Source organism: Rhodococcus sp. NPDC057014 (genome assembly GCF_042673295.1).
Taxonomy (GTDB): Bacteria; Actinomycetota; Actinomycetes; order Mycobacteriales; family Mycobacteriaceae; genus Rhodococcus_F.
This window is the reverse complement of sequence record NZ_JBHUSF010000083.1, coordinates 1-17,313: the sequence shown is the minus strand read 5'-3', so window position 1 is coordinate 17,313 and position 17,313 is coordinate 1. Positions and strand designations below refer to the sequence as shown.

Annotated in this window: 15 protein-coding genes; 6 read left to right on the top strand and 9 right to left on the bottom strand. The window is 68.5% G+C overall.

The features are described from left to right. The first annotated feature begins 4 nt into the window (after positions 1–4). From ACFTZB_RS18325 to ACFTZB_RS18315, 3 genes are read left to right on the top strand one after another with little or no spacing between them, the layout of a single operon-like run. Positions 5–631, top strand: a complete 627-nt coding sequence (locus ACFTZB_RS18325) for a TetR/AcrR family transcriptional regulator (RefSeq protein WP_378433379.1) — start codon at positions 5–7, stop codon at positions 629–631. Then, positions 628–1,626: a nitrilase-related carbon-nitrogen hydrolase gene (locus ACFTZB_RS18320; RefSeq protein ID WP_378433378.1), complete on the top strand. Its 999-nt coding sequence runs from the start codon at positions 628–630 to the stop codon at positions 1,624–1,626. The genes ACFTZB_RS18325 and ACFTZB_RS18320 overlap by 4 nt, the downstream gene beginning before the upstream one ends. Further along, positions 1,623–2,648 (top strand): agmatine/peptidylarginine deiminase, encoded by a 1,026-nt coding sequence (locus ACFTZB_RS18315; protein WP_378433377.1) that lies wholly within the window; start codon positions 1,623–1,625, stop codon positions 2,646–2,648. Before ACFTZB_RS18320 ends, ACFTZB_RS18315 begins: the two co-directional genes overlap by 4 nt. On the opposite strand, the gene ACFTZB_RS18310 is transcribed toward ACFTZB_RS18315, so the two are convergent. Further along, positions 2,627–3,880: an RNA polymerase sigma factor gene (locus ACFTZB_RS18310; RefSeq protein ID WP_378433376.1), complete on the bottom strand. Its 1,254-nt coding sequence runs from the start codon at positions 3,878–3,880 to the stop codon at positions 2,627–2,629. The genes ACFTZB_RS18315 and ACFTZB_RS18310 overlap by 22 nt on opposite strands. Beyond that, on the bottom strand, positions 3,880–4,581 hold the full coding sequence (locus ACFTZB_RS18305; RefSeq protein WP_378433375.1) for a YciI family protein: 702 nt from the start codon (positions 4,579–4,581) through the stop codon (positions 3,880–3,882). Before ACFTZB_RS18305 ends, ACFTZB_RS18310 begins: the two co-directional genes overlap by 1 nt. A gap of 219 nt (positions 4,582–4,800) precedes the next feature. Between ACFTZB_RS18305 and ACFTZB_RS18300 the strand changes: the two genes are divergently transcribed. Next, positions 4,801–8,691: a Pls/PosA family non-ribosomal peptide synthetase gene (locus ACFTZB_RS18300; RefSeq protein ID WP_378433374.1), complete on the top strand. Its 3,891-nt coding sequence runs from the start codon at positions 4,801–4,803 to the stop codon at positions 8,689–8,691. A gap of 14 nt (positions 8,692–8,705) precedes the next feature. Then, the gene (locus tag ACFTZB_RS18295; protein ID WP_378433393.1) at positions 8,706–10,004 is read left to right on the top strand and encodes a M1 family metallopeptidase; all 1,299 of its coding nucleotides are present in this window, start codon (positions 8,706–8,708) and stop codon (positions 10,002–10,004) included. Here ACFTZB_RS18295 and ACFTZB_RS18290 read toward each other — a convergent pair. The 3 genes from ACFTZB_RS18290 to ACFTZB_RS18280 all read right to left on the bottom strand — a co-directional run bounded on the left by ACFTZB_RS18290 (position 9,935) and on the right by ACFTZB_RS18280 (position 12,923). Beyond that, complete coding sequence (locus ACFTZB_RS18290) at positions 9,935–11,269, bottom strand: MFS transporter (RefSeq protein WP_378433373.1); 1,335 nt, start codon at positions 11,267–11,269, stop codon at positions 9,935–9,937. The two genes, ACFTZB_RS18295 and ACFTZB_RS18290, sit on opposite strands and share 70 nt — an antisense overlap. Then, positions 11,266–11,913: a GntR family transcriptional regulator gene (locus ACFTZB_RS18285; protein WP_378433392.1), complete on the bottom strand. Its 648-nt coding sequence runs from the start codon at positions 11,911–11,913 to the stop codon at positions 11,266–11,268. Before ACFTZB_RS18285 ends, ACFTZB_RS18290 begins: the two co-directional genes overlap by 4 nt. Before the next feature lie 149 nt (positions 11,914–12,062). Beyond that, on the bottom strand, positions 12,063–12,923 hold the full coding sequence (locus ACFTZB_RS18280) for a LysR family transcriptional regulator (protein ID WP_378433372.1): 861 nt from the start codon (positions 12,921–12,923) through the stop codon (positions 12,063–12,065). An 83-nt stretch (positions 12,924–13,006) separates the two neighbouring features. Here ACFTZB_RS18280 and ACFTZB_RS18275 point away from each other — a divergent pair, with 83 nt between their 5' ends. Then, the gene (locus ACFTZB_RS18275) at positions 13,007–14,011 is read left to right on the top strand and encodes a bile acid:sodium symporter family protein (protein WP_378433371.1); all 1,005 of its coding nucleotides are present in this window, start codon (positions 13,007–13,009) and stop codon (positions 14,009–14,011) included. Between the two features lie 8 nt (positions 14,012–14,019). Here ACFTZB_RS18275 and ehuA read toward each other — a convergent pair whose 3' ends face one another. From ehuA to ehuB, 4 genes are read right to left on the bottom strand one after another with little or no spacing between them, the layout of a single operon-like run. After that, complete coding sequence (gene ehuA, locus ACFTZB_RS18270) at positions 14,020–14,781, bottom strand: ectoine/hydroxyectoine ABC transporter ATP-binding protein EhuA (RefSeq protein WP_378433391.1); 762 nt, start codon at positions 14,779–14,781, stop codon at positions 14,020–14,022. A 19-nt stretch (positions 14,782–14,800) separates the two neighbouring features. Beyond that, entirely contained in the window at positions 14,801–15,445 is a 645-nt protein-coding gene (ehuD, locus tag ACFTZB_RS18265) for an ectoine/hydroxyectoine ABC transporter permease subunit EhuD (RefSeq protein WP_378433370.1), read from the bottom strand. Beyond that, positions 15,442–16,173 (bottom strand): ectoine/hydroxyectoine ABC transporter permease subunit EhuC, encoded by a 732-nt coding sequence (gene ehuC, locus ACFTZB_RS18260; RefSeq protein ID WP_378433369.1) that lies wholly within the window; start codon positions 16,171–16,173, stop codon positions 15,442–15,444. Before ehuC ends, ehuD begins: the two co-directional genes overlap by 4 nt. Before the next feature lie 22 nt (positions 16,174–16,195). Then, the gene (gene ehuB / locus ACFTZB_RS18255) at positions 16,196–17,080 is read right to left on the bottom strand and encodes an ectoine/hydroxyectoine ABC transporter substrate-binding protein EhuB (protein ID WP_378433390.1); all 885 of its coding nucleotides are present in this window, start codon (positions 17,078–17,080) and stop codon (positions 16,196–16,198) included. Positions 17,081–17,313 lie beyond the last annotated feature (233 nt).

Sequence of the window (17,313 nt, the reverse complement as noted above, 5' to 3'; positions counted from 1 at the left end):
CCCGATGAGCGAGCGACGCGACGCGATTCTGAAGGCGAGCGCGACGGCCATTGCCCAGCGAGGCATCCGCGGGCTGCGCGTCAACGATGTCGCGGAGGTCGCGGGCGTCTCGCCGGGACTGCTGTACTACCACTTCAAGGATCGCATCGGCCTTCTCGAGGCCGCCCTGAACTACATCAACGACCGTGCCCGCGACTACCGCAGCGAGGGCGAGGGGTCCGCGGACTCCGCTCGCGACCGGCTCACCCGCTCGCTCCTCGGCGAGATCCAGGACCGTCCCGAGGTCGTGGAGAACTCGCTGGCCTGGAACGAGTTGCGCGCCTCCGCCGTGTACGAGGAGGCGCTGCGGGAGCCCCTCGCGCGGACCACCGACGCGTGGGTTGCGGAGATCGCCGACGCCATCACACAGGCGCAGGCCACCGGCGAGATCTCCCCCTCGCTCGACGCCCGGCGCACCGCGGTCACGATGACCGCCCTCGTCGAAGGACTGTCCGGGCGGTGGCTCTGCAAGGAGATCTCCACCGAGGACGCCCGCTCCCATCTGCTCGGCGCGATCGACGTCGTGATGTCCGAGCCCCCCAACCGCACCACCGACAACCCCGTCACCACAAGAACGAAGGAACAACGATGACCATCCGCACGATCACCGCTCTGCCCGCACCCTCTTCCCCCGCACGGTCCACGGCGTCCGGCCGCGCTCCGCTGCGGGTCGGGTTGGTGCAGCACCGCTGGCTAGCCGACGCGGACGCATTGCGCTCCGGGTTGACCGACGCGATCGGCGAGGCGGCCGCCCTCGGCGCGGCGGTGGTGTTCCTGCCGGAACTCACGCTGTCGAAGTACCCCGCCGACACCCGCGCGACCGGGACGCCCGGCCGCGATGCCGAAGACCTCACGACCGGACCCACCTACACGTTCGCGGCCGCGGCCGCGGCCCGGCACGGGGTCTGCGTCCACGCCTCGCTGTACGAGAAGGCCGACGGCCCGGACGGTCTCGGGTTCAACACCGCCATCCTCGTGTCCCCGTCCGGTGACCTGCTTTCCCGGACGCGCAAGTTGCACATCCCCATCAGCGCCGGATACTACGAGGACACCTACTTCCGCGGCGGCCCCGCCGACGACGCCTACCCCGTCTACCGGCCGGCCGAACTGGGCGGCGCCGCAATCGGACTGCCGACGTGCTGGGACGAGTGGTTCCCCGAGGTGGCCCGGATGTACTCGCTCGGCGGGGCGGAGATCCTCGTCTACCCCACGGCGATCGGGTCGGAGCCGAGCTTCCCGGCGTTCGACACGCAGCCGATCTGGCAGCACGTGATCGTCGGAAACGGCATCACCAGTGGCACATTCATGGTGGTCCCGAACCGGTGCGGCAACGAGGGCGGCATCGACTTCTACGGTTCCTCGTTCATCTCCGACCCGTACGGCCGGGTGCTGGTGTCCGCTCCCCGTGACGAGGAAGCAGTCCTGGTGGCCGACCTCGACCTCGACCAGCGCAAGGACTGGCTCGACCTCTTCCCGTTCCTGACCACCCGCAGGCCGGACACGTACACCCGGCTCACGGACGCCGTCGACCACGAGCACCCCTACGGTCTCCCGTCGACGGTCGCCGCCGCGGAGACCCGGTCATGACCTGGCGGATGCCCAGCGAGACGGAACCGCAGGAGCGGGTGTGGATGGCGTTCCCGCCCCTGGGGGCGTCGATGACCGCGACGGCGGACGACGCCCACGAGGCACGGACCGCGTGGGCGGCCGTCGCCCACGCGGTCGCCGAATTCGAACCGGTCACCATGGTCGTCGATCCGGCAGACAGGAACGTCGTCCGGCAGTACCTGTCGCCGGACATCGACGTGGTCGAGGCGCCCCTCGACGACGCCTGGATGCGCGACATCGGTCCCACATTCGTCCTCGACGAGGAGGACCGTCTCGGCGCCGTCGACTGGACGTTCAACGGCTGGGGACAGCAGGAGTGGGCCACCTGGGACCGTGACCGCTCGATCGGCGCGGCGGTCACCCGGTGGTCCGGTGCGCAGCCGATCCCGTCCTCGATGGTCAACGAGGGCGGCGGAATTCAGGTGGACGGCCACGGAACCGTGCTCGTCACCGAGACCGTGCAACTCGACCCGCTGCGCAACCCCGGCCTGGACGCGGCCGGCGTCGAGGCGGAACTCGCGCGCACGATCGGCGCCGAGCACGTCGTCTGGCTGCCCCGCGGATTGACGCGGGATTCCGAGAAGTTCGGCACCAAGGGGCACGTCGACATCGTCGCGGCGCTGCCGGCACCCGGGGTGGTCCTGGTGCACTGCCAGCGCGACCCGTCCCACCCCGACCACGAGGTGACCGCCGAGATCCTGAAGGTGCTGTCCGACAGCCGTGACCGGTGCGGCGCGCCGTGGCGGATCGTCGAGGTGCCCGCGCCGACGGTCCTGCGTGACGAGGAGGGGTGGGTCGACTACAGCTACATCAATCACCTCGTCGTCAACGGCGGCGTCATCGCGTGCGGCTTCGACGACCCCCACGATGCCTTCGCCCGCGACATCCTGTCGAGCGTCTACCCGGGTCGTCGCGTCGTCACCGTCGACGCCCGGCAGATCTTCGCGCGGGGCGGCGGCATCCACTGCATCACCCAGCATCAGCCGCGCGGGCGGATGTGACGGGCACCGGTTCCGCCGTCCACTTCCGTGAGCCGTCGGGTCAGGAAACGCCGGGTCGGTTCGTTCGCCGCCAGTGTGATCGCGGCGCGGTACTCCACGCTCGCCTCCGCCGGCCTGCCTGCCCGGCGCAGCAGGTCGGCGCGGGTGGCGTGCAGGGTGTGCGTCCGGGCCAGCCTCGGCTCCCCGGCGAGCGCATCCACCTCGGCGAGACCGGCGTCGGGACCGTCCCGGAAACTCACGGCGACAGCATGATTGAGACGGACCGCGGGTGAGTCACCGTACGCGGCGAGATCCTCGTATCCGGCGACGACGGCATCCCAGTCGGTGGCCTCCCAGGTCGGCGCCGTCGCGTGGGCGGCGGCAATCGCGGCCTGCGCGCTGTACGGACCGCCTCCCCGGCGCCGGGCAGCCCGCAGGCACGCGACGCCCTCGTCGATCTTCGCCCGGTCCCACCGCCGGCGGTCCTGGCACTCGAGCGGGACGAGGTCACCGGCATCGTTCGTGCGCTGGGTCCGCCTGCTGTCGTGGAACAGCATGAGCGCCATCAGCGCCCACGCCTCACTCTCGTCCGGCATCAGCTCGCACAGCAACCGGCCGAGCCGCAGCGCCTCGTCGCAGAGTTCGTCCCGGATCGCGGCGTCACCGGACGTGGCCGAATACCCCTCGGTGAACACCAGGTAGATGCAGGCAAGTACCTGCGGGGTGCGCTCGGGAAGCAGATGGTCGGGCGGAACCCGGAACGGGATCCCCGCCGTCCGGATCTTGGCCTTGGCGCGGCTGAGCCGTTGGGACACGGTCGGTTCCGGGGCGAGGAACAAGCGGGCGATCTCCGCAGGCCTCAGCCCGGCCACCAGCCGGAGCGTCAACGCCACCTGAGACTCCGAGGACAGCGCGGGATGGCAGCACGTGAACATGAGCCGCAACTGGTCGTCACGCACCGGCGACACCTCTTCCTCGCCCGGAGGCGGAACGAGCCGCGCCGCATCGTGCTCCTTGTCGCCGCGCAGCGACTCCCGGCGCAACCGGTCCAGTGCCCGGTTGCGGGCGACGGTCGTGATCCAGGCTCCCGGGTTGTTCGGCACACCCGAATCCGGCCAGGTGCGGATCGCCTCGGCGAACGCCTCCTGCACCGCGTCTTCCGCGAGGGACAGGTCGCCGACCATCCGAGCCACGGTGGCCAGCGCCCGACCGGACTCCTCCCGGAAGACGCGGCCCAGCGTGTCGCCGTCCATTACTCGGCGAAGTCGACGATCTGCCGGAGTTCGATGCAGCCTTTCGGCGACACCGGGATCTTCGCCGACAGCGCGATCGCGCTCTCCCGGTCGTCGGCTGCGAGCACGTACAGACCGTTCGCGACCTCGGCGGTCTCGGCGAAGGGGCCGTCGGTGAGCAGAAGTTCGCCGTCCCGGACGCGGATCGTCGTCGCGGAGTCCGGCGGATACAGCGCTCCGCCACCTCGCACCGCGGACCCGGCGAGGCGACCGAACTCCTCGTGCTCGGCCATCCCCTCGTCCCACTGAGGTGTGCCCGGGGGCACCGCCGCCGCCACCGGTTCGCGAAGCAGCGCCATCCAGCAGCCTGTCTGATCGGTCACGGGCATCCACTCGACCATCGGCCACAACTCGATGATCGCCTCCGGGATGTGCCGCGCGACATTCAGCACCTCGTCCAGGTCCGGCCCCTCGAGGACGTAGAAGCCACCGATCACCTCCGCGGTCTCCGCGAACGGACCGTCCGTGATCAGCGCGCGGCCGCCCTCGTTCCGGACGGTCGCCGCCTCCGCACTCGGATACAAGGCACCACCTCCGACGATCGCGGAGCCCGCTCTCTCCGTGAACGCCTGATGGCGCGCAACGGCCACCGCGAACTCCGGACTGTCCGGTGCCCATTCGGTGGCGTTCTTCTCGTCCGCCAGCAATGCCAGGTAGTACATGAGGTCATCCTTCCTCGATTCGAAGGAACTCGGGTGCTCCCTCTGACCAGACGACGAAGAAAAGGAGCGAACTTCTACATCCGCGGCGAGAAACCTCCAACAGCAGGTGAAGAATGGTCGACAGAGCCGTGTCCAACCCCAACTGTTCACCATCTGGCCACTTGATCGTGAGATAACGAGCCGTACGCACCACTACCCGCTCAGAGAAGGAATCCTGGATTGTCTCTCCAGTCGCCGACGGATTCGGACCTGTCGCTCCGTATACCCCGGGAATTCCTCCGCCGTGAATTCGCACCGGCGCCGCGCACCCTCGTCGACATCCTGTTCGCGACGGCCGACGCGCACCCCGAAGCCCCCGCGATCGACGACGGCACCACGTCGCTGACGTACCAGGAACTGCTCGAGGAGATCCGGCAGACCGCCGACGTCCTCGCCGGATCGGGCGTCGGGGCCGGCGATCGGGTCGGAATCCGCATGCCCTCCGGGTCGTGCTCGCTGTATGTCGCGATCCTGTCGACCCTCGCCGTCGGCGCCGCCTACGTGCCGGTCGACGCGGACGACCCCGACGAACGCGCCGAACTCGTCTTCGGCGAGGCACAGGTCCGCTGCGTGGTGACCGGTACCGGGATCGTCGCCGGCACCGCGCCGGACAGGGCCGAGTCACCGAGCGCCCGCCCGCCGACCGTCGACGACGACGCCTGGATCATCTTCACGTCCGGTTCCACCGGCACCCCCAAGGGCGTCGCGGTGAACCATCGCAACGCGGCCGCGTTCGTGGATGCCGAGGCCCGGATGTTTCTGCAGGAAGACCCGATCCGGCCCGGCGACCGGGTGCTCGCCGGACTGTCGGTGGCGTTCGACGCGTCCTGCGAGGAGATGTGGCTGGCGTGGCGTCACGGCGCCTGCCTGGTGCCCGCACCCCGGTCCCTGGTGCGCAGCGGCATGGATCTCGGCCCGTGGCTCGTCGCCCGCGACGTCAGCATCGTCTCGACCGTGCCGACCCTCGCGTCGCTGTGGCCGGCCGAGGCACTCGAGGCCGTGCGGCTGCTGATCTTCGGCGGCGAGGCCTGCCCACCCGAACTGGCGGAGCGTCTCGCGGTCGACGGTCGCGAGGTGTGGAACACATACGGGCCCACCGAGGCGACGGTCGTGGCGTGCGGCGCCCTGATGGACGGCAAGGGTCCGGTCAGCATCGGTCTCCCGCTGGACGGCTGGGATCTCGCGGTGGTCGACGGATCCGGCGAACCCGTGCCCGAGGGTGAGGTGGGCGAACTCGTCATCGGCGGTGTCGGCCTGGCCCGGTACCTCGACCCCGCGAAGGACGCGGAGAAGTACGCGCCGATGCCGACCCTCGGCTGGGATCGGGCCTACCGGAGCGGCGACCTGGTCCGCCTCGACCGCAGCGGGCTGCTGTTCCAGGGCCGCGCCGACGACCAGGTGAAACTCGGCGGCAGGCGGATCGAGCTGGGCGAGGTCGACAACGCGCTGCAGAACCTCCCCGGCGTCGGCGGTGCGGCGGCAGCCGTGCGCCGGACCGGTGCGGGTCACCAGATCCTCGTCGGCTACCTGGCCAGCACCAACCCCGACTTCGACCTCAAGGCCGCGCACACCGCGCTCACCGGCCAGCTTCCTGCCGCGCTGGTCCCGCGGCTCGTGCTGGTCGACGAACTCCCCACCCGCACGTCGGGGAAGGTCGATCGCAACGCCCTTCCCTGGCCGCCGCCGGGCGTCGACGACGCCGCGGAGAAGCTGGGTCTCGAGGGCACTCCGGCGTGGGTCGCCGAGTTGTGGACGTCGATTCTGGGCGCCGAGATCACCGGTCCCGACAACGACTTCTTCGAACTCGGTGGTGGCTCCCTCTCCGCCGCCCAGCTGGTCACGGCGCTGCGCGAACGGTTCCCCGAGGTGACGGTCGCACAACTCTACGATCATCCGCGGCTCGGTTCGCTCGCCGAATACCTCGACGAACTGGCGCCGATCGACGCGGCCGAACCCCGCATCGTCACCCCGACCCCGCGGCGAAGCCAGCTCGCGCAGATCGCGGCCACGGTCCCGTTGACCACACTCACCGGTCTGCAGTGGGTCACGTGGCTGGCCATCGCGAACAACGTCCTCTCCTGGTTCACCACCGTGTCCTGGGCGCCGACGGTGTCCTGGTGGTGGATTCTGCTCGCGTTCTTCGCGTTCATCAGCCCGGTCGGACGGATGGCGATCTCGGTGCTCGGCGCACGGATCCTGCTGCGCGGACTGGAACCGGGAACGTATCCCCGCGGCGGCAGCGCACACTTGCGACTGTGGGTGGCGCTGCGTCTCACCGAGGCCAGCGGCGCCGCGAACCTGTCCGGGGCCCCGTGGATGCTCTACTACGCGCGGGCGCTCGGCGCCGACGTCGGCAAGGGTGTCGACCTGCACACCCTGCCGCCGGTCACCGGCATGCTCGAACTCGGCGACGGCTGCTCCGTCGAGCCGGAGGTCGACCTGTCCGGGCACTGGGTGGACGGCGACGTCGTGCACATCGGCGGGATCAAGATCGGTCCCGGCGCCTCGGTCGGCGCGCGATCGACGCTGCTGCCCGGCGCCACCATCGGCCGCAATGCCGAAGTCGAGGCGGGTTCCGCCGTGTTCGGACGCGTCAAGGCCAACCAGCACTGGGCCGGTTCACCGGCGGTCAAGGTCGGCAAGGCGGTCCACCCGTGGCCCGAGGAGACTCCGCGGCGCGCGTCCTACTGGGTTCCCGCGTTCGGCGTGACGTCCATGCTCATCGCCGGACTGCCGATCTTCGCTCTCGTCGCCGGCATCGTGGTCGTCGGGTGGTGGATCCGCGACGCGGCCACGGTAGGGGCGGCCGCACTCCGGTCGCTGGTGATCCTTCCCGCCGCGACCCTCGTCAGCCTCGCCGTGTTCGCCGTCCTCACGGTCGTGACCGTCCGGCTGCTGTCGATCGGTTTGCGTGAGGGCTACCACCCGGTCCGCAGTCGCATCGGCTGGCAGGTGTGGGCCACCGAACGGCTCATGGACTCGGCCCGCACGTTCCTGTTCCCGCTGTACGCGAGCCTGCTGACCCCGGGTTGGCTGCGGTTGCTCGGCGCCCGGATCGGCAAGAACGTGGAAGCGTCGACCGTTCTCATGCTGCCGAAGTTCACGACCGTGGCGGACGGTGCGTTCCTCGCCGACGACACGATGATCGCGAGCTACGAACTCGGCGGCGGCTGGATGCACATCGAACACGCCAAGGTCGGCAAGCGCGCATTTCTCGGCAACTCCGGCATGACCGGCCCGGGCAGGCGGGTCCCCAAGAACGGTCTCGTCGCTGTGCTCTCGGCCACGCCGTCGAAGGCGAAATCCGGTTCCTCCTGGCTGGGCAGTCCGCCCGTCCGCCTCCGCCGGGCGCCCGGCGACACCGACGCCTCCCGCACGTTCCGTCCGCCGTTCCGGCTCAAGGTCGCGCGTGCCGTCGTCGAGACGTGCCGTCTCCTGCCCGTGATGGTGACGTTCGGGATCGGGCTCGGCGTGCTGTTCGCGTTGGAGGCGATGGCCGGCCGGGTCGGGTTCTGGCTGGCAGCGCTGGCCAGCGGGGTCGTGCTCCTCGTCGCGGGTGCGGCCGCCGGACTGATCTCCGTGGTCGCGAAGTGGCTGGTGGTGGGTCGGATCGGGAAGATCGAACACCCGCTGTGGAGTTCGTTCGTGTGGCGGAACGAGGTGTCGGACGCGTTCGTGGAGACCGTCGCCGCACCCTGGTTCGCGCGCGCCGCCACCGGCACCGCCGTGCTGAACGTCTGGTTGCGCGGCCTCGGCGCAACCATCGGCAAGGGTGTGTGGTGTGAAACCTACTGGCTCCCCGAGGCCGATCTCGTGACGCTGGGCGACGGGGCGACCGTGGAACGGGGGTGCGTGGTGCAGACTCACCTGTTCCATGATCGGATCATGTCCATGGACACCGTCATCCTCGGAGCCGGAGCCACCCTCGGTCCGCATTGTGTCGCGCTGCCCGCCGCCCGGATCGGCGACGGCGGCACGGTCGGACCGGCCTCTCTCGTCATGCGCGGCGACACCGTGCCGCCGTCCACGCGGTGGCAGGGGAACCCGATCGCCCCCTGGGCGGCCACGTGAAGTCGGACAAGGGGATGGACGAGCCGGTCGACCCGTACCTCCCCCAGAACGGCAACCGTGGGTACCGGGTGTCCCGGTACGAACTCGACCTCACCTACAAGGTCCACAGCAATCGGCTGGCGGGCAAGGCCACGATCACCGCGGTCACGACCGCCGCCCGTTCCCGGTTCGCCCTGGACCTGGCGGCAAACCTGCACGTCACCAAGGTCACGACCAACGGTTCCCGCAACACCAAGTGGTTGCACCGCAACGGCAAGCTGATCATCACGCCCGCGCAGAAGATCCCCGCGGGCGGCGCCCTCGTGCTCGCCGTGCAATACGGGGGTTCGCCGAAACCGATCCGCAGCATGTGGGGTGAGGTCGGGTGGGAGGAATTGTCGGAGGGCGCCCTCGTCGCCAGTCAGCCCAACGGGGCGGCGTCCTGGTTCCCGTGCGACGACCATCCGAGTTCGAAGGCCAGCTACCGCATCTCCATCACGACCGATTCGCCGTATTACACGGTGGCGAACGGCGCGCTGGTGAGCAAGCAGACCCGGGCCAGTCAGACGACGTGGGTGTACGAGCAGACCGAGCCGATGCCGAGTTACCTCGCCACCATCCAGATCGGGCCGTACGAACGCCGCAGTTTCGGTTCCGGTGGTGTTCCCATGTTCGCCGTCCACCCGCCGCGGCTGCGTGCGTCGTTCGACGTCGACTTCGGCAGGCAGACCCAGATGATGGACGTGTTCTCCCGGTTGTTCGGTCCCTACCCGTTCGCCGACTACACGGTGGTCGTGACGGACGACGAGTTGGAGATCCCGCTCGAGGCGCAGGGATTGTCCATCTTCGGCGCGAACCATTGCACCGGCAGGCGCTGGGCCGAACGTCTCGTGGCGCACGAACTGGCCCACCAGTGGTTCGGCAACAGCCTGACGCTCGGCCAGTGGCGGGACATCTGGTTGCACGAAGGCTTCGCCTGTTACGCCGAGTGGATCTGGTCGGAGAATTCCGGTGGACATTCGGCGCACCAACTCGCCCTGCAGGCGCATCAGGGCCTGGCCCGTAAACCGCAGGACCTGGTGATCGCCGATCCGGGACCGCAGTTGATGTTCGACGACCGCGTCTACAAGCGCGGCGCGCTCACCCTCCACGCCCTGCGGCGCCGGCTCGGCGACGACAAATTTTTCGCGTTGCTGCGCGAGTGGACCCTGGCCCACCGCCACTCCACCGTCACGAGCGAGCAGTTCACCGACCTGGCCGCGCACTACACCGACGAATCGCTGCGCCTGCTGTGGGATTCGTGGCTCGGGGAGAAGACGCTGCCGTCGATGTGATCTGACACAGCTTCCGAATTCGGCAGGTGCGCGCGCCATTTCGTGAGTGCGAGCGCGAGGCAGCCCGCGGCCGCCACCGCGCCGAACACGAACATCCTCGGGTACGTCACCGCCGGGAACGTCTCGGAGAGGTACGCCATCACGACGGGTGTCCCGAATCCCAGGTACGTCAGCGAGTAGAAGACGGCCGTCAGTCCGGCGAGGTCGTCCGGTCCCGCGATCCGCTGGATCTCCTGCAGTCCCGACACCATGGCCATGCCGTATCCGCAGCCGAGCACGACGGCCGCGGCGAGCGCGAGCGGAACGGTCAGCGCGGACGCGGCGACCGCTGCGACACCCATTCCGGCGAGAACGACGACGAGCGAGACCACGACGGCCCGCGCGTTCCGGGGAGTGTCGATCTTGCGGCCGAGAGCCTGGATGGCGAAACCCGCCCCGAGACCGACCATGCACATGAGCGCGGAGAACGCGAGCGGCAGCCCACCGCTGTTCCGGGACATCAGCGACGGCAGCACCGCGTAGGCGGCGGCCGCCGTGCCGAACACCCACGGTGCGAGCGGCACGATCACGAACAGGAAACGCTTGTGCGCGGCGGACGGGATGGCGAGGTCGCGGGCGAGGGATGCCCGTTCGGAGACGGGCTGGGCCGCGCGGGTTTCGGGTGCCCGCCACAGCGCGAAAGCGGCGGCGACGGCGATCGCACTGTGCACGGCGTAGGACAGGACGCTCGGCAGCGGCGCCCACTGCGCGAGAACACCGGCGACACCGGCGCCGAGGCCGAACCCGCCGGTCAGGCTCATCGCTGCCCGGCGCGCACCCGCCCCGTCCGCGGCCGCGGGATCCCACGGCGCGGCCGACAGTTCCTTCACCCAGCTGCCGCCGACGGCCATGCCGAGGCCGAGCGCGACGCCGCACAGGACGCGGCCGACGACGATCATCGCCGCGGAGTCGGCGCCGAGGGCGAGGAGCGCGGAGCCGGCCACCGTCAGGAACGGTGCCGGGAGCAGGATCGGCCGTCGCCCCAGCCGGTCGGACAGCGGTCCGCCCAGAAGCAGGGCGGGCACGATCCCGACGACGTAGGCGAACAGGAACAGGTCGACCGTGACCGGTGAGAATCCGTGATCGGCGCGGTACATGCCGAGGAGCGGCGTGAACTCGTTGCCGCCCCACGCCACGGCGAACATGGTCGCGGCCACGAGCATCCAGGCGCGCGGGGACGCGAGTGCCTGCGGCATCTCCGTCGGGTATTCGCGGACGGCGGTCATCGCGCAACTCCTCTCGGGTTGAGGGCGTGGACCTGTCGCATGTGGACGAGCACCGCGGCGTCGAAGCCGGCGGCGTCACCGGCTTCGACGAGTTCCGTCAGCTGTTCGTGGTCGGCGATGATCCTGGGCAGCTGTCCCGGGTCGCGGGTGATGGAGTGTGCCGTCATCCGACGCTGGCGTTCGCGGATGCTGGAGTAGAACGTCGCGAGCAGCGGGTTCTCGCCCGCCTCGACGATCATCCGGTGGAAGTCTGCGTCGGCGGCGCTGAAGGCGGCGATGTCGCCTCGTGCGGCGATCTCGCGCTGCTCGGCGAGGTTCTCGCGCAGGCGGGCGACGAGGAGTTGGCGGGCGTGCGGCTGATCGGCGAGCACGTGGACGCTGTGTGTCTCGACGAGTTGGCGGGCGTCGACCACGTGTTCCGCCTCGCCGTCCGCGACGGGCACGACGAGCGCGCCGCGCTTCGGGTACAGCCGCATCCAGCCCTCGGCCTCGAGCCGAAGGAAGGCCTCGCGCACCGGGGTGCGGCTGAGCCCCATTCGTCCGGCGATCTCGCCCTCGCTGATCAGCTCACCGCCGGGCAGGCCGCCCGACAGGATGAGCTCCTTGACCTCGCGATAGGCCTGCTCCGCGGCGGAATACAACATAGACACAAGATGTATTTATACGCCGGTGACCGGTCCCGGGTCTATGTCGAGACGGCCACTGTGAGCTCTATCTCCACGGGCGCGCCGGACGGCAGGGACTCGAATTCCGAAAGCTCGACGGCCTCGGTGGGGCAGCCCTCCCACCGAGGTCACGCGCGCAGTCGATCCGCGTTCTCGAGGATGGCGGCGCGCAACGCCTGCTCCGGTTCGCTGAGAACGCTCCGGCGGGCCTCCAGCACGAATTCGACGTCGACCGCGGGCCCCCACTCGTCGCGCGAACGCATCCGCACCGGAACCAGCCCCGCGGGTGGAAGGGTCTCCGCGTGGAACACGACGCCGAGTCCCGCGAGGCAGGCGGCCCGCAACCCGTTCAAACTGTCCGTCACACAGGCCACGCGCGCGCCGCGCCCGGATTTCTCCAGGGTGTCCAGCGCCGCTGCCCGCGTGATCGACGGCGGCGGGTACGTCACCAGCGGCACCGGGCCCTCGGCGTCCGGCACGAAATCGGGTGCGGCGAAGAACGCCAACCGGTCGGTCCACACCAGTTCCCCGTGCCGGTCTCCTCGGCGACGCTTCCCGAAGACCAGATCCAGCCGGCCTTCGCGCAGTTGCCGGAACAGCACTTCGCTCAACGCCACGGTGAGTTCGAGATCCACGAGCGGATGGCTGCGCCGGAACTCGCCCAGAATCCGGGGGAGTTCGTGCAGAACCAGATCTTCGGACGCGCCGAACCGGACGCGTCCGCGCACCCCGGACTGCGTGAAGTAGCGTTCGGCGTCCGAATGCCGCTCGAGTATCGACGTCGCGAAACCCACCATCACGGAGCCGTCCGCGGTGAGCTCGACCGAATGCGTGTCCCGCAGAAACAGGCGGCGACCGGCAGCGTTCTCAAGTTTGCCGACATGCTGGCTGACCGTCGATTGCCGCAGGTCCAGGCGCCGGGCGGCGGCGGTGAAGCTCTTGGTGCGCGCGACTGCCAGGAAGCTCCGCAGGTGAACCGGATCGAACATGACCTATTGTTATCACGGTTCGGCATTACAGTAAACGTCACTATCGCCTTTCGAAATATCCCCGGATTCCTTACGGTCGAACCATGCTGACCAAGATCCCGCTGCTCGGAAGACTCGATCCGTTCATCATCGGCATCCTGATCACCGTCGGGATCGCCAGCCTGGTCCCCGCCGACGGCACGGCCCTGACGGCGTTCACCTGGGCCACGAAGGTTGCTGTCGGAATTCTGTTCTTCCTCTACGGCGCCCGGCTCTCCACACAGGAGGCGCTGCAGGGCCTGCGTCACTGGCGCCTGCACCTCACCATCCTCGCGGCGACGTTCGTCATCTTCCCGCTCCTCGGAATCGCCGCACGCGTGCTGGTCCCGACGATCCTGACCCAGCCGCTGTATCTGGGCCTTCTGTACGTCTGCCTCCTGCCTTCGACCGTCCAGTCGTCTATCGCCTTCGTGTCGATCGCCCGCGGCAACGTGCCCGGGGCGATCGTCAGCGCGTCGTTCTCCAACATCCTCGGCATCTTCGTCACTCCGCTCCTCGTCGCGTTGTTGATGACCAGCGAGGGGGCGGGTTTCGACGCGTCCTCCGCGATCGGCATCCTCGTCATGCTGCTGCTCCCGTTCATCGCCGGCCAGTTGGTGCGACGATGGATCGGGCCCTGGGTGAAGAAGCACGGCGCGCCGCTCAAGCTCGTCGACCGGGGATCGATCCTGCTGGTCGTCTACGTCGCATTCAGCGAAGGAATGAACGAGGGCATCTGGGGCACGCTGTCCGTCGGCCGGCTCCTCGGCCTGCTCGCGGTGTGCGCGGTGCTGCTCGCGCTCGTCCTGTCCCTGACCTGGTTCGGGTCGAAGCGACTCGGATTCGACCGGGCCGATCAGATCACGATCACGTTCTGCGGGTCGAAGAAGAGCCTCGCCACCGGTCTTCCGATGGCCACGGTCCTGTTCGCCAGTCAGCCGATCGGCCTGATCGTGCTGCCGCTCATGCTGTTCCACCAACTGCAATTGCTGGTGTGCGCGTGGATGGCGGGCCGGCTGGCACGGCGCGCTCCCACCGACGACACGGAACTCGCGACCACCTCACGCTAGTCCGGGAGTCAGTCGGCCAGCACGGCCTTCAGGAACGTCTTGGTGCGCTCGTGCTTCGGTGCGGTGAAGATCGTGTCCGGGTCGCCTTCTTCCACGATGCGGCCTGCGTCGAACATCATCACCCGGTTCGACACGTCCCGCGCGAACTGCATCTCGTGCGTGACGATCAGCATCGTGATGTCGGTGGTGCGCGCGACGTCCCTGAGCACGTCGAGGACGTCCGCCACCAGTTCCGGATCCAGTGCCGACGTCACCTCGTCGAGCAGCAGAATGTCGGGGTCCATCGCCAGGGCTCGCGCGATCGCGACCCGCTGCTGCTGACCACCGGACAGCTGCGTCGGGTGCGCGGTCTCCTTGTCCGACAGACCGACCGTCTCGAGCAACTCGCGTGCCCGCTTCGCGGCCGCGGCCTTGTCCAGGCCGAGCACGTGAATCGGCGCTTCGGTGATGTTCTCGATCACGTTCATGTTCGGGAACAGATTGAACTGCTGGAAGACCATGCCGATCCGGCGTCGTATCCGGCGTGTGTACTTCTCCGACGCCGGAACGAGTTTGCCGCCCTTCTCCTCGTGCGTCAGCGGCGCGCCGTCCACCCAGATGACGCCGCCGTTCACCTTCTCGAGGGTCATGACCAGCCGCAGGATCGTCGTCTTCCCCGATCCGCTCGGACCGATGAGCGTCACGCGGTCGCCGCGCTCGACCTGGAAGTCCAGGTGGTCGAGCACGACGTGGTCACCGAACTGCTTGACGACGTCGTCGAATCGGATCATCGGGTTTGCTGCGCTCGCGTCATCGGGCAAGACGTCTCTCCAATCGCCGTATGAGCAGGGACGTCGGGTAGCTGGCCAGCAGGAAGATCACACCCGCCAGCGTCAACGGTTCGAGGTACTGGAAGTGCCTGGCGCCGAACTGCTGCGCGGCCGTCACCATTTCCACCACCGTGATGGCGAACAGGAACGGGGTGTCCTTGAACATCGACACCGCGTAGTTGCCCAGCGCCGGGACGACGCGACGGATGGCCTGCGGCAGGATGATCGCCCGCCACGTCCGAGTCGGCGCGATCGACAACGCCCGCGCCGCCTCCCACTGACCGACGGGCACCGCCTCGATCCCCGCCCGGTACACCTCGGCCATGTACGTCGAATAGTGGATTCCGAGCACCGCCACACCGATCTGCAGCGGCGACAGTCCCGTGAACGTGTAGTACACGAACAGCAGTTGCACGACGAGCGGGGTCAGCCGGATGAATTCGCTGACCGCGCGGACCGGCACACTCACCCACCGCGGTGCAGCCTGCCGGATCAATGCGATGACGAGTCCGAGTACGACGGAGATCAGGAACCCGAGGACGGTGGCGATCAGGGTGATCTTGAAACCCTCGAGCAGCACGGGCAGAGCCTCGAACGCGCGGTTCCAGCTCCAGCGGGCACTCATTGTTTCGCCGCCTCCAATCCCCGTGGATCGGAGGGTGCGAGACTGAAGATCTCACGCAGAGAGGGTCCCGTGCCGAGGCGATTCTTCGCCCGCACCTCGAGCGCGTTCATCAGCAGGGTCAGCACGTAGCCGATCACGAAGTAGATGACGAGCCCCACACCGAATGCGAACAACGTGTTCCCGGTCGTCTGCCGCAGCTGATCGATCTCGAAGGTCAAGTCCTGCAATAGGATGTAGCTCGCGAGGGCGGTGCCCTTGAGCAGCTGGATCAGCAGATTCGTCAGCGGCGGAATCATCTCCGCCCATGCCTGCGGGAAGACCACCCGGCGCAGCCGTTGCCAGTGGCTGAAGTCCAGTGCCGTCGCCGCTTCCCACTGCGATTGCGGTACCGAGTTGATCGCACCGCGGACCACCTCGGCTCCGTAGGCGCCGTAGTTCAGCCCGAGCGCGAGGATCCCGCACAGCACCGGGTCGAGGAGATAGCCGAACAGCGGGACCACGTAGAACAACCAGAACAGCTGCACCAACAGCGAAGTGCCCCGGAAGAATTCGATGAACGCACGAGCCGATCCCCGGACCACGATGTTGTGGGCACGGGCTGCCAACCCGAGTGCTAGAGCCAGCACGAACGCCAGGAGTGCGCCTCCCGCCGTCAGTTGGAGCGTGACGACGATACCTTCCTGGATACTCGGCCACGCATCCAGCAGCGCGTCGATGTTCTCCTTCACAGGCAGCAGACCCCGGCGACGATCAGCCGGTCTCGCCGCAGAGTTTGGCGGTGGTCAGGTTCGGATCGGGCAGTTCCTCTTCGGTGAATCCGAACGGTCCGACGATCGACAGGTACTTCTCCTTGTCGGACGTTATCTTGGCGAGTTCGGCGTTGTAGGCGTCGCGCAACTCGGTGTCCTCCTTACGGAAGACCGTCCCGCCGGCACCGACCTGGGGTACCCCGTCGATCACTGCGACGAACGAGTTGGTCACCTCAACCGGCACCTGCGGGTTGTTCTGCGCCAGCCAGTTCAGCGAGATCCCGGTCAGGGCAAAGACATCGGCACGCCCGTTGGCGACGGCGTCCATGCCGTCCTGCGGCGACGCCACCTGCATGGCGTCGATCCCGAGTTGCTGCGCGTAGTCCGATTCGATCGCCCCGGTCATCGCGGCCATCCGCACACCGCTCTGCTGCACCGACTGCATGTCGGTGAGGTTCGCGGGATTTCCCTTGGGCACCATCAGCGCGGTCGTGTAGTTGAATTCCGGCTCACTGAACGCTGCCTGCTCGCAGCGCTGCGGCAGGATCGACATGCCGGCGCTGACGACGTCGAAGCGGCGCGCCTGCAGTCCGGGAATGAGGGCTCCGAAGTCGGTGCTCACGCCCTCGACGTTGTCGATGCCGAGGTTCTTGAAGATTTCCCGGTGCAATGCCACGGTGGCACCGGTCAACTGGCCGTCCTGCTCGAAGCTGTACGGCGCCTCGCCGGCGAAACCGACGGTCACCGTTCCGCTGTCCTGCAGTTGCTGGAGAAGCGATCCACCGCCGGCCGTGTCGGTCTTCGTGCACCCCGCGACGGAGCCGGCGGCCACCATCAAGCCTGCGAACGCGACCGCCGCTCTGACAGCCGGACGTTGTTTCGACATCGTGCTCGTCACCACAGATTCCCCTTCGTCACCTCGGGTGATCCGGGAGGACGCGCACCGCACGGCACGATCCCAACGGATCTGCCCGGGCCACGTTACGCAGGCGAAGGACTTGCCAACGGGGAACCGAGGGGACGTTACCGCAGCGTTATCAAGTCGCGGCGGGGTGAAACTGTTCCGGGAATGCCGAAAGCCCCCCAACAAGGTTGGGGGGCTTTCGGTAACGGATGTTC

Excerpts from the sequence above, each read along its gene's own strand:
- ACFTZB_RS18280 (WP_378433372.1), bottom strand. The coding sequence starts at position 12,923 with ATGTTCGATCCGGTTCACCTGCGGAGCTTCCTGGCAGTCGCGCGCACC.
- ACFTZB_RS18305 (WP_378433375.1), bottom strand. The coding sequence starts at position 4,581 with ATGTACTACCTGGCATTGCTGGCGGACGAGAAGAACGCCACCGAATGG.
- ehuD (WP_378433370.1), bottom strand. The coding sequence starts at position 15,445 with ATGAGTGCCCGCTGGAGCTGGAACCGCGCGTTCGAGGCTCTGCCCGTG.
- ACFTZB_RS18320 (WP_378433378.1), top strand. The coding sequence starts at position 628 with ATGACCATCCGCACGATCACCGCTCTGCCCGCACCCTCTTCCCCCGCA.
- ACFTZB_RS18315 (WP_378433377.1), top strand. The coding sequence starts at position 1,623 with ATGACCTGGCGGATGCCCAGCGAGACGGAACCGCAGGAGCGGGTGTGG.
- ACFTZB_RS18275 (WP_378433371.1), top strand. The coding sequence starts at position 13,007 with ATGCTGACCAAGATCCCGCTGCTCGGAAGACTCGATCCGTTCATCATC.
- ehuA (WP_378433391.1), bottom strand. The coding sequence starts at position 14,781 with ATGATCCGATTCGACGACGTCGTCAAGCAGTTCGGTGACCACGTCGTG.
- ACFTZB_RS18310 (WP_378433376.1), bottom strand. The coding sequence starts at position 3,880 with ATGGACGGCGACACGCTGGGCCGCGTCTTCCGGGAGGAGTCCGGTCGG.
- ACFTZB_RS18295 (WP_378433393.1), top strand. The coding sequence starts at position 8,706 with ATGGACGAGCCGGTCGACCCGTACCTCCCCCAGAACGGCAACCGTGGG.
- ehuB (WP_378433390.1), bottom strand. The coding sequence starts at position 17,080 with ATGTCGAAACAACGTCCGGCTGTCAGAGCGGCGGTCGCGTTCGCAGGC.
- ACFTZB_RS18285 (WP_378433392.1), bottom strand. The coding sequence starts at position 11,913 with ATGTTGTATTCCGCCGCGGAGCAGGCCTATCGCGAGGTCAAGGAGCTC.
- ACFTZB_RS18290 (WP_378433373.1), bottom strand. The coding sequence starts at position 11,269 with ATGACCGCCGTCCGCGAATACCCGACGGAGATGCCGCAGGCACTCGCG.
- ACFTZB_RS18325 (WP_378433379.1), top strand. The coding sequence starts at position 5 with ATGAGCGAGCGACGCGACGCGATTCTGAAGGCGAGCGCGACGGCCATT.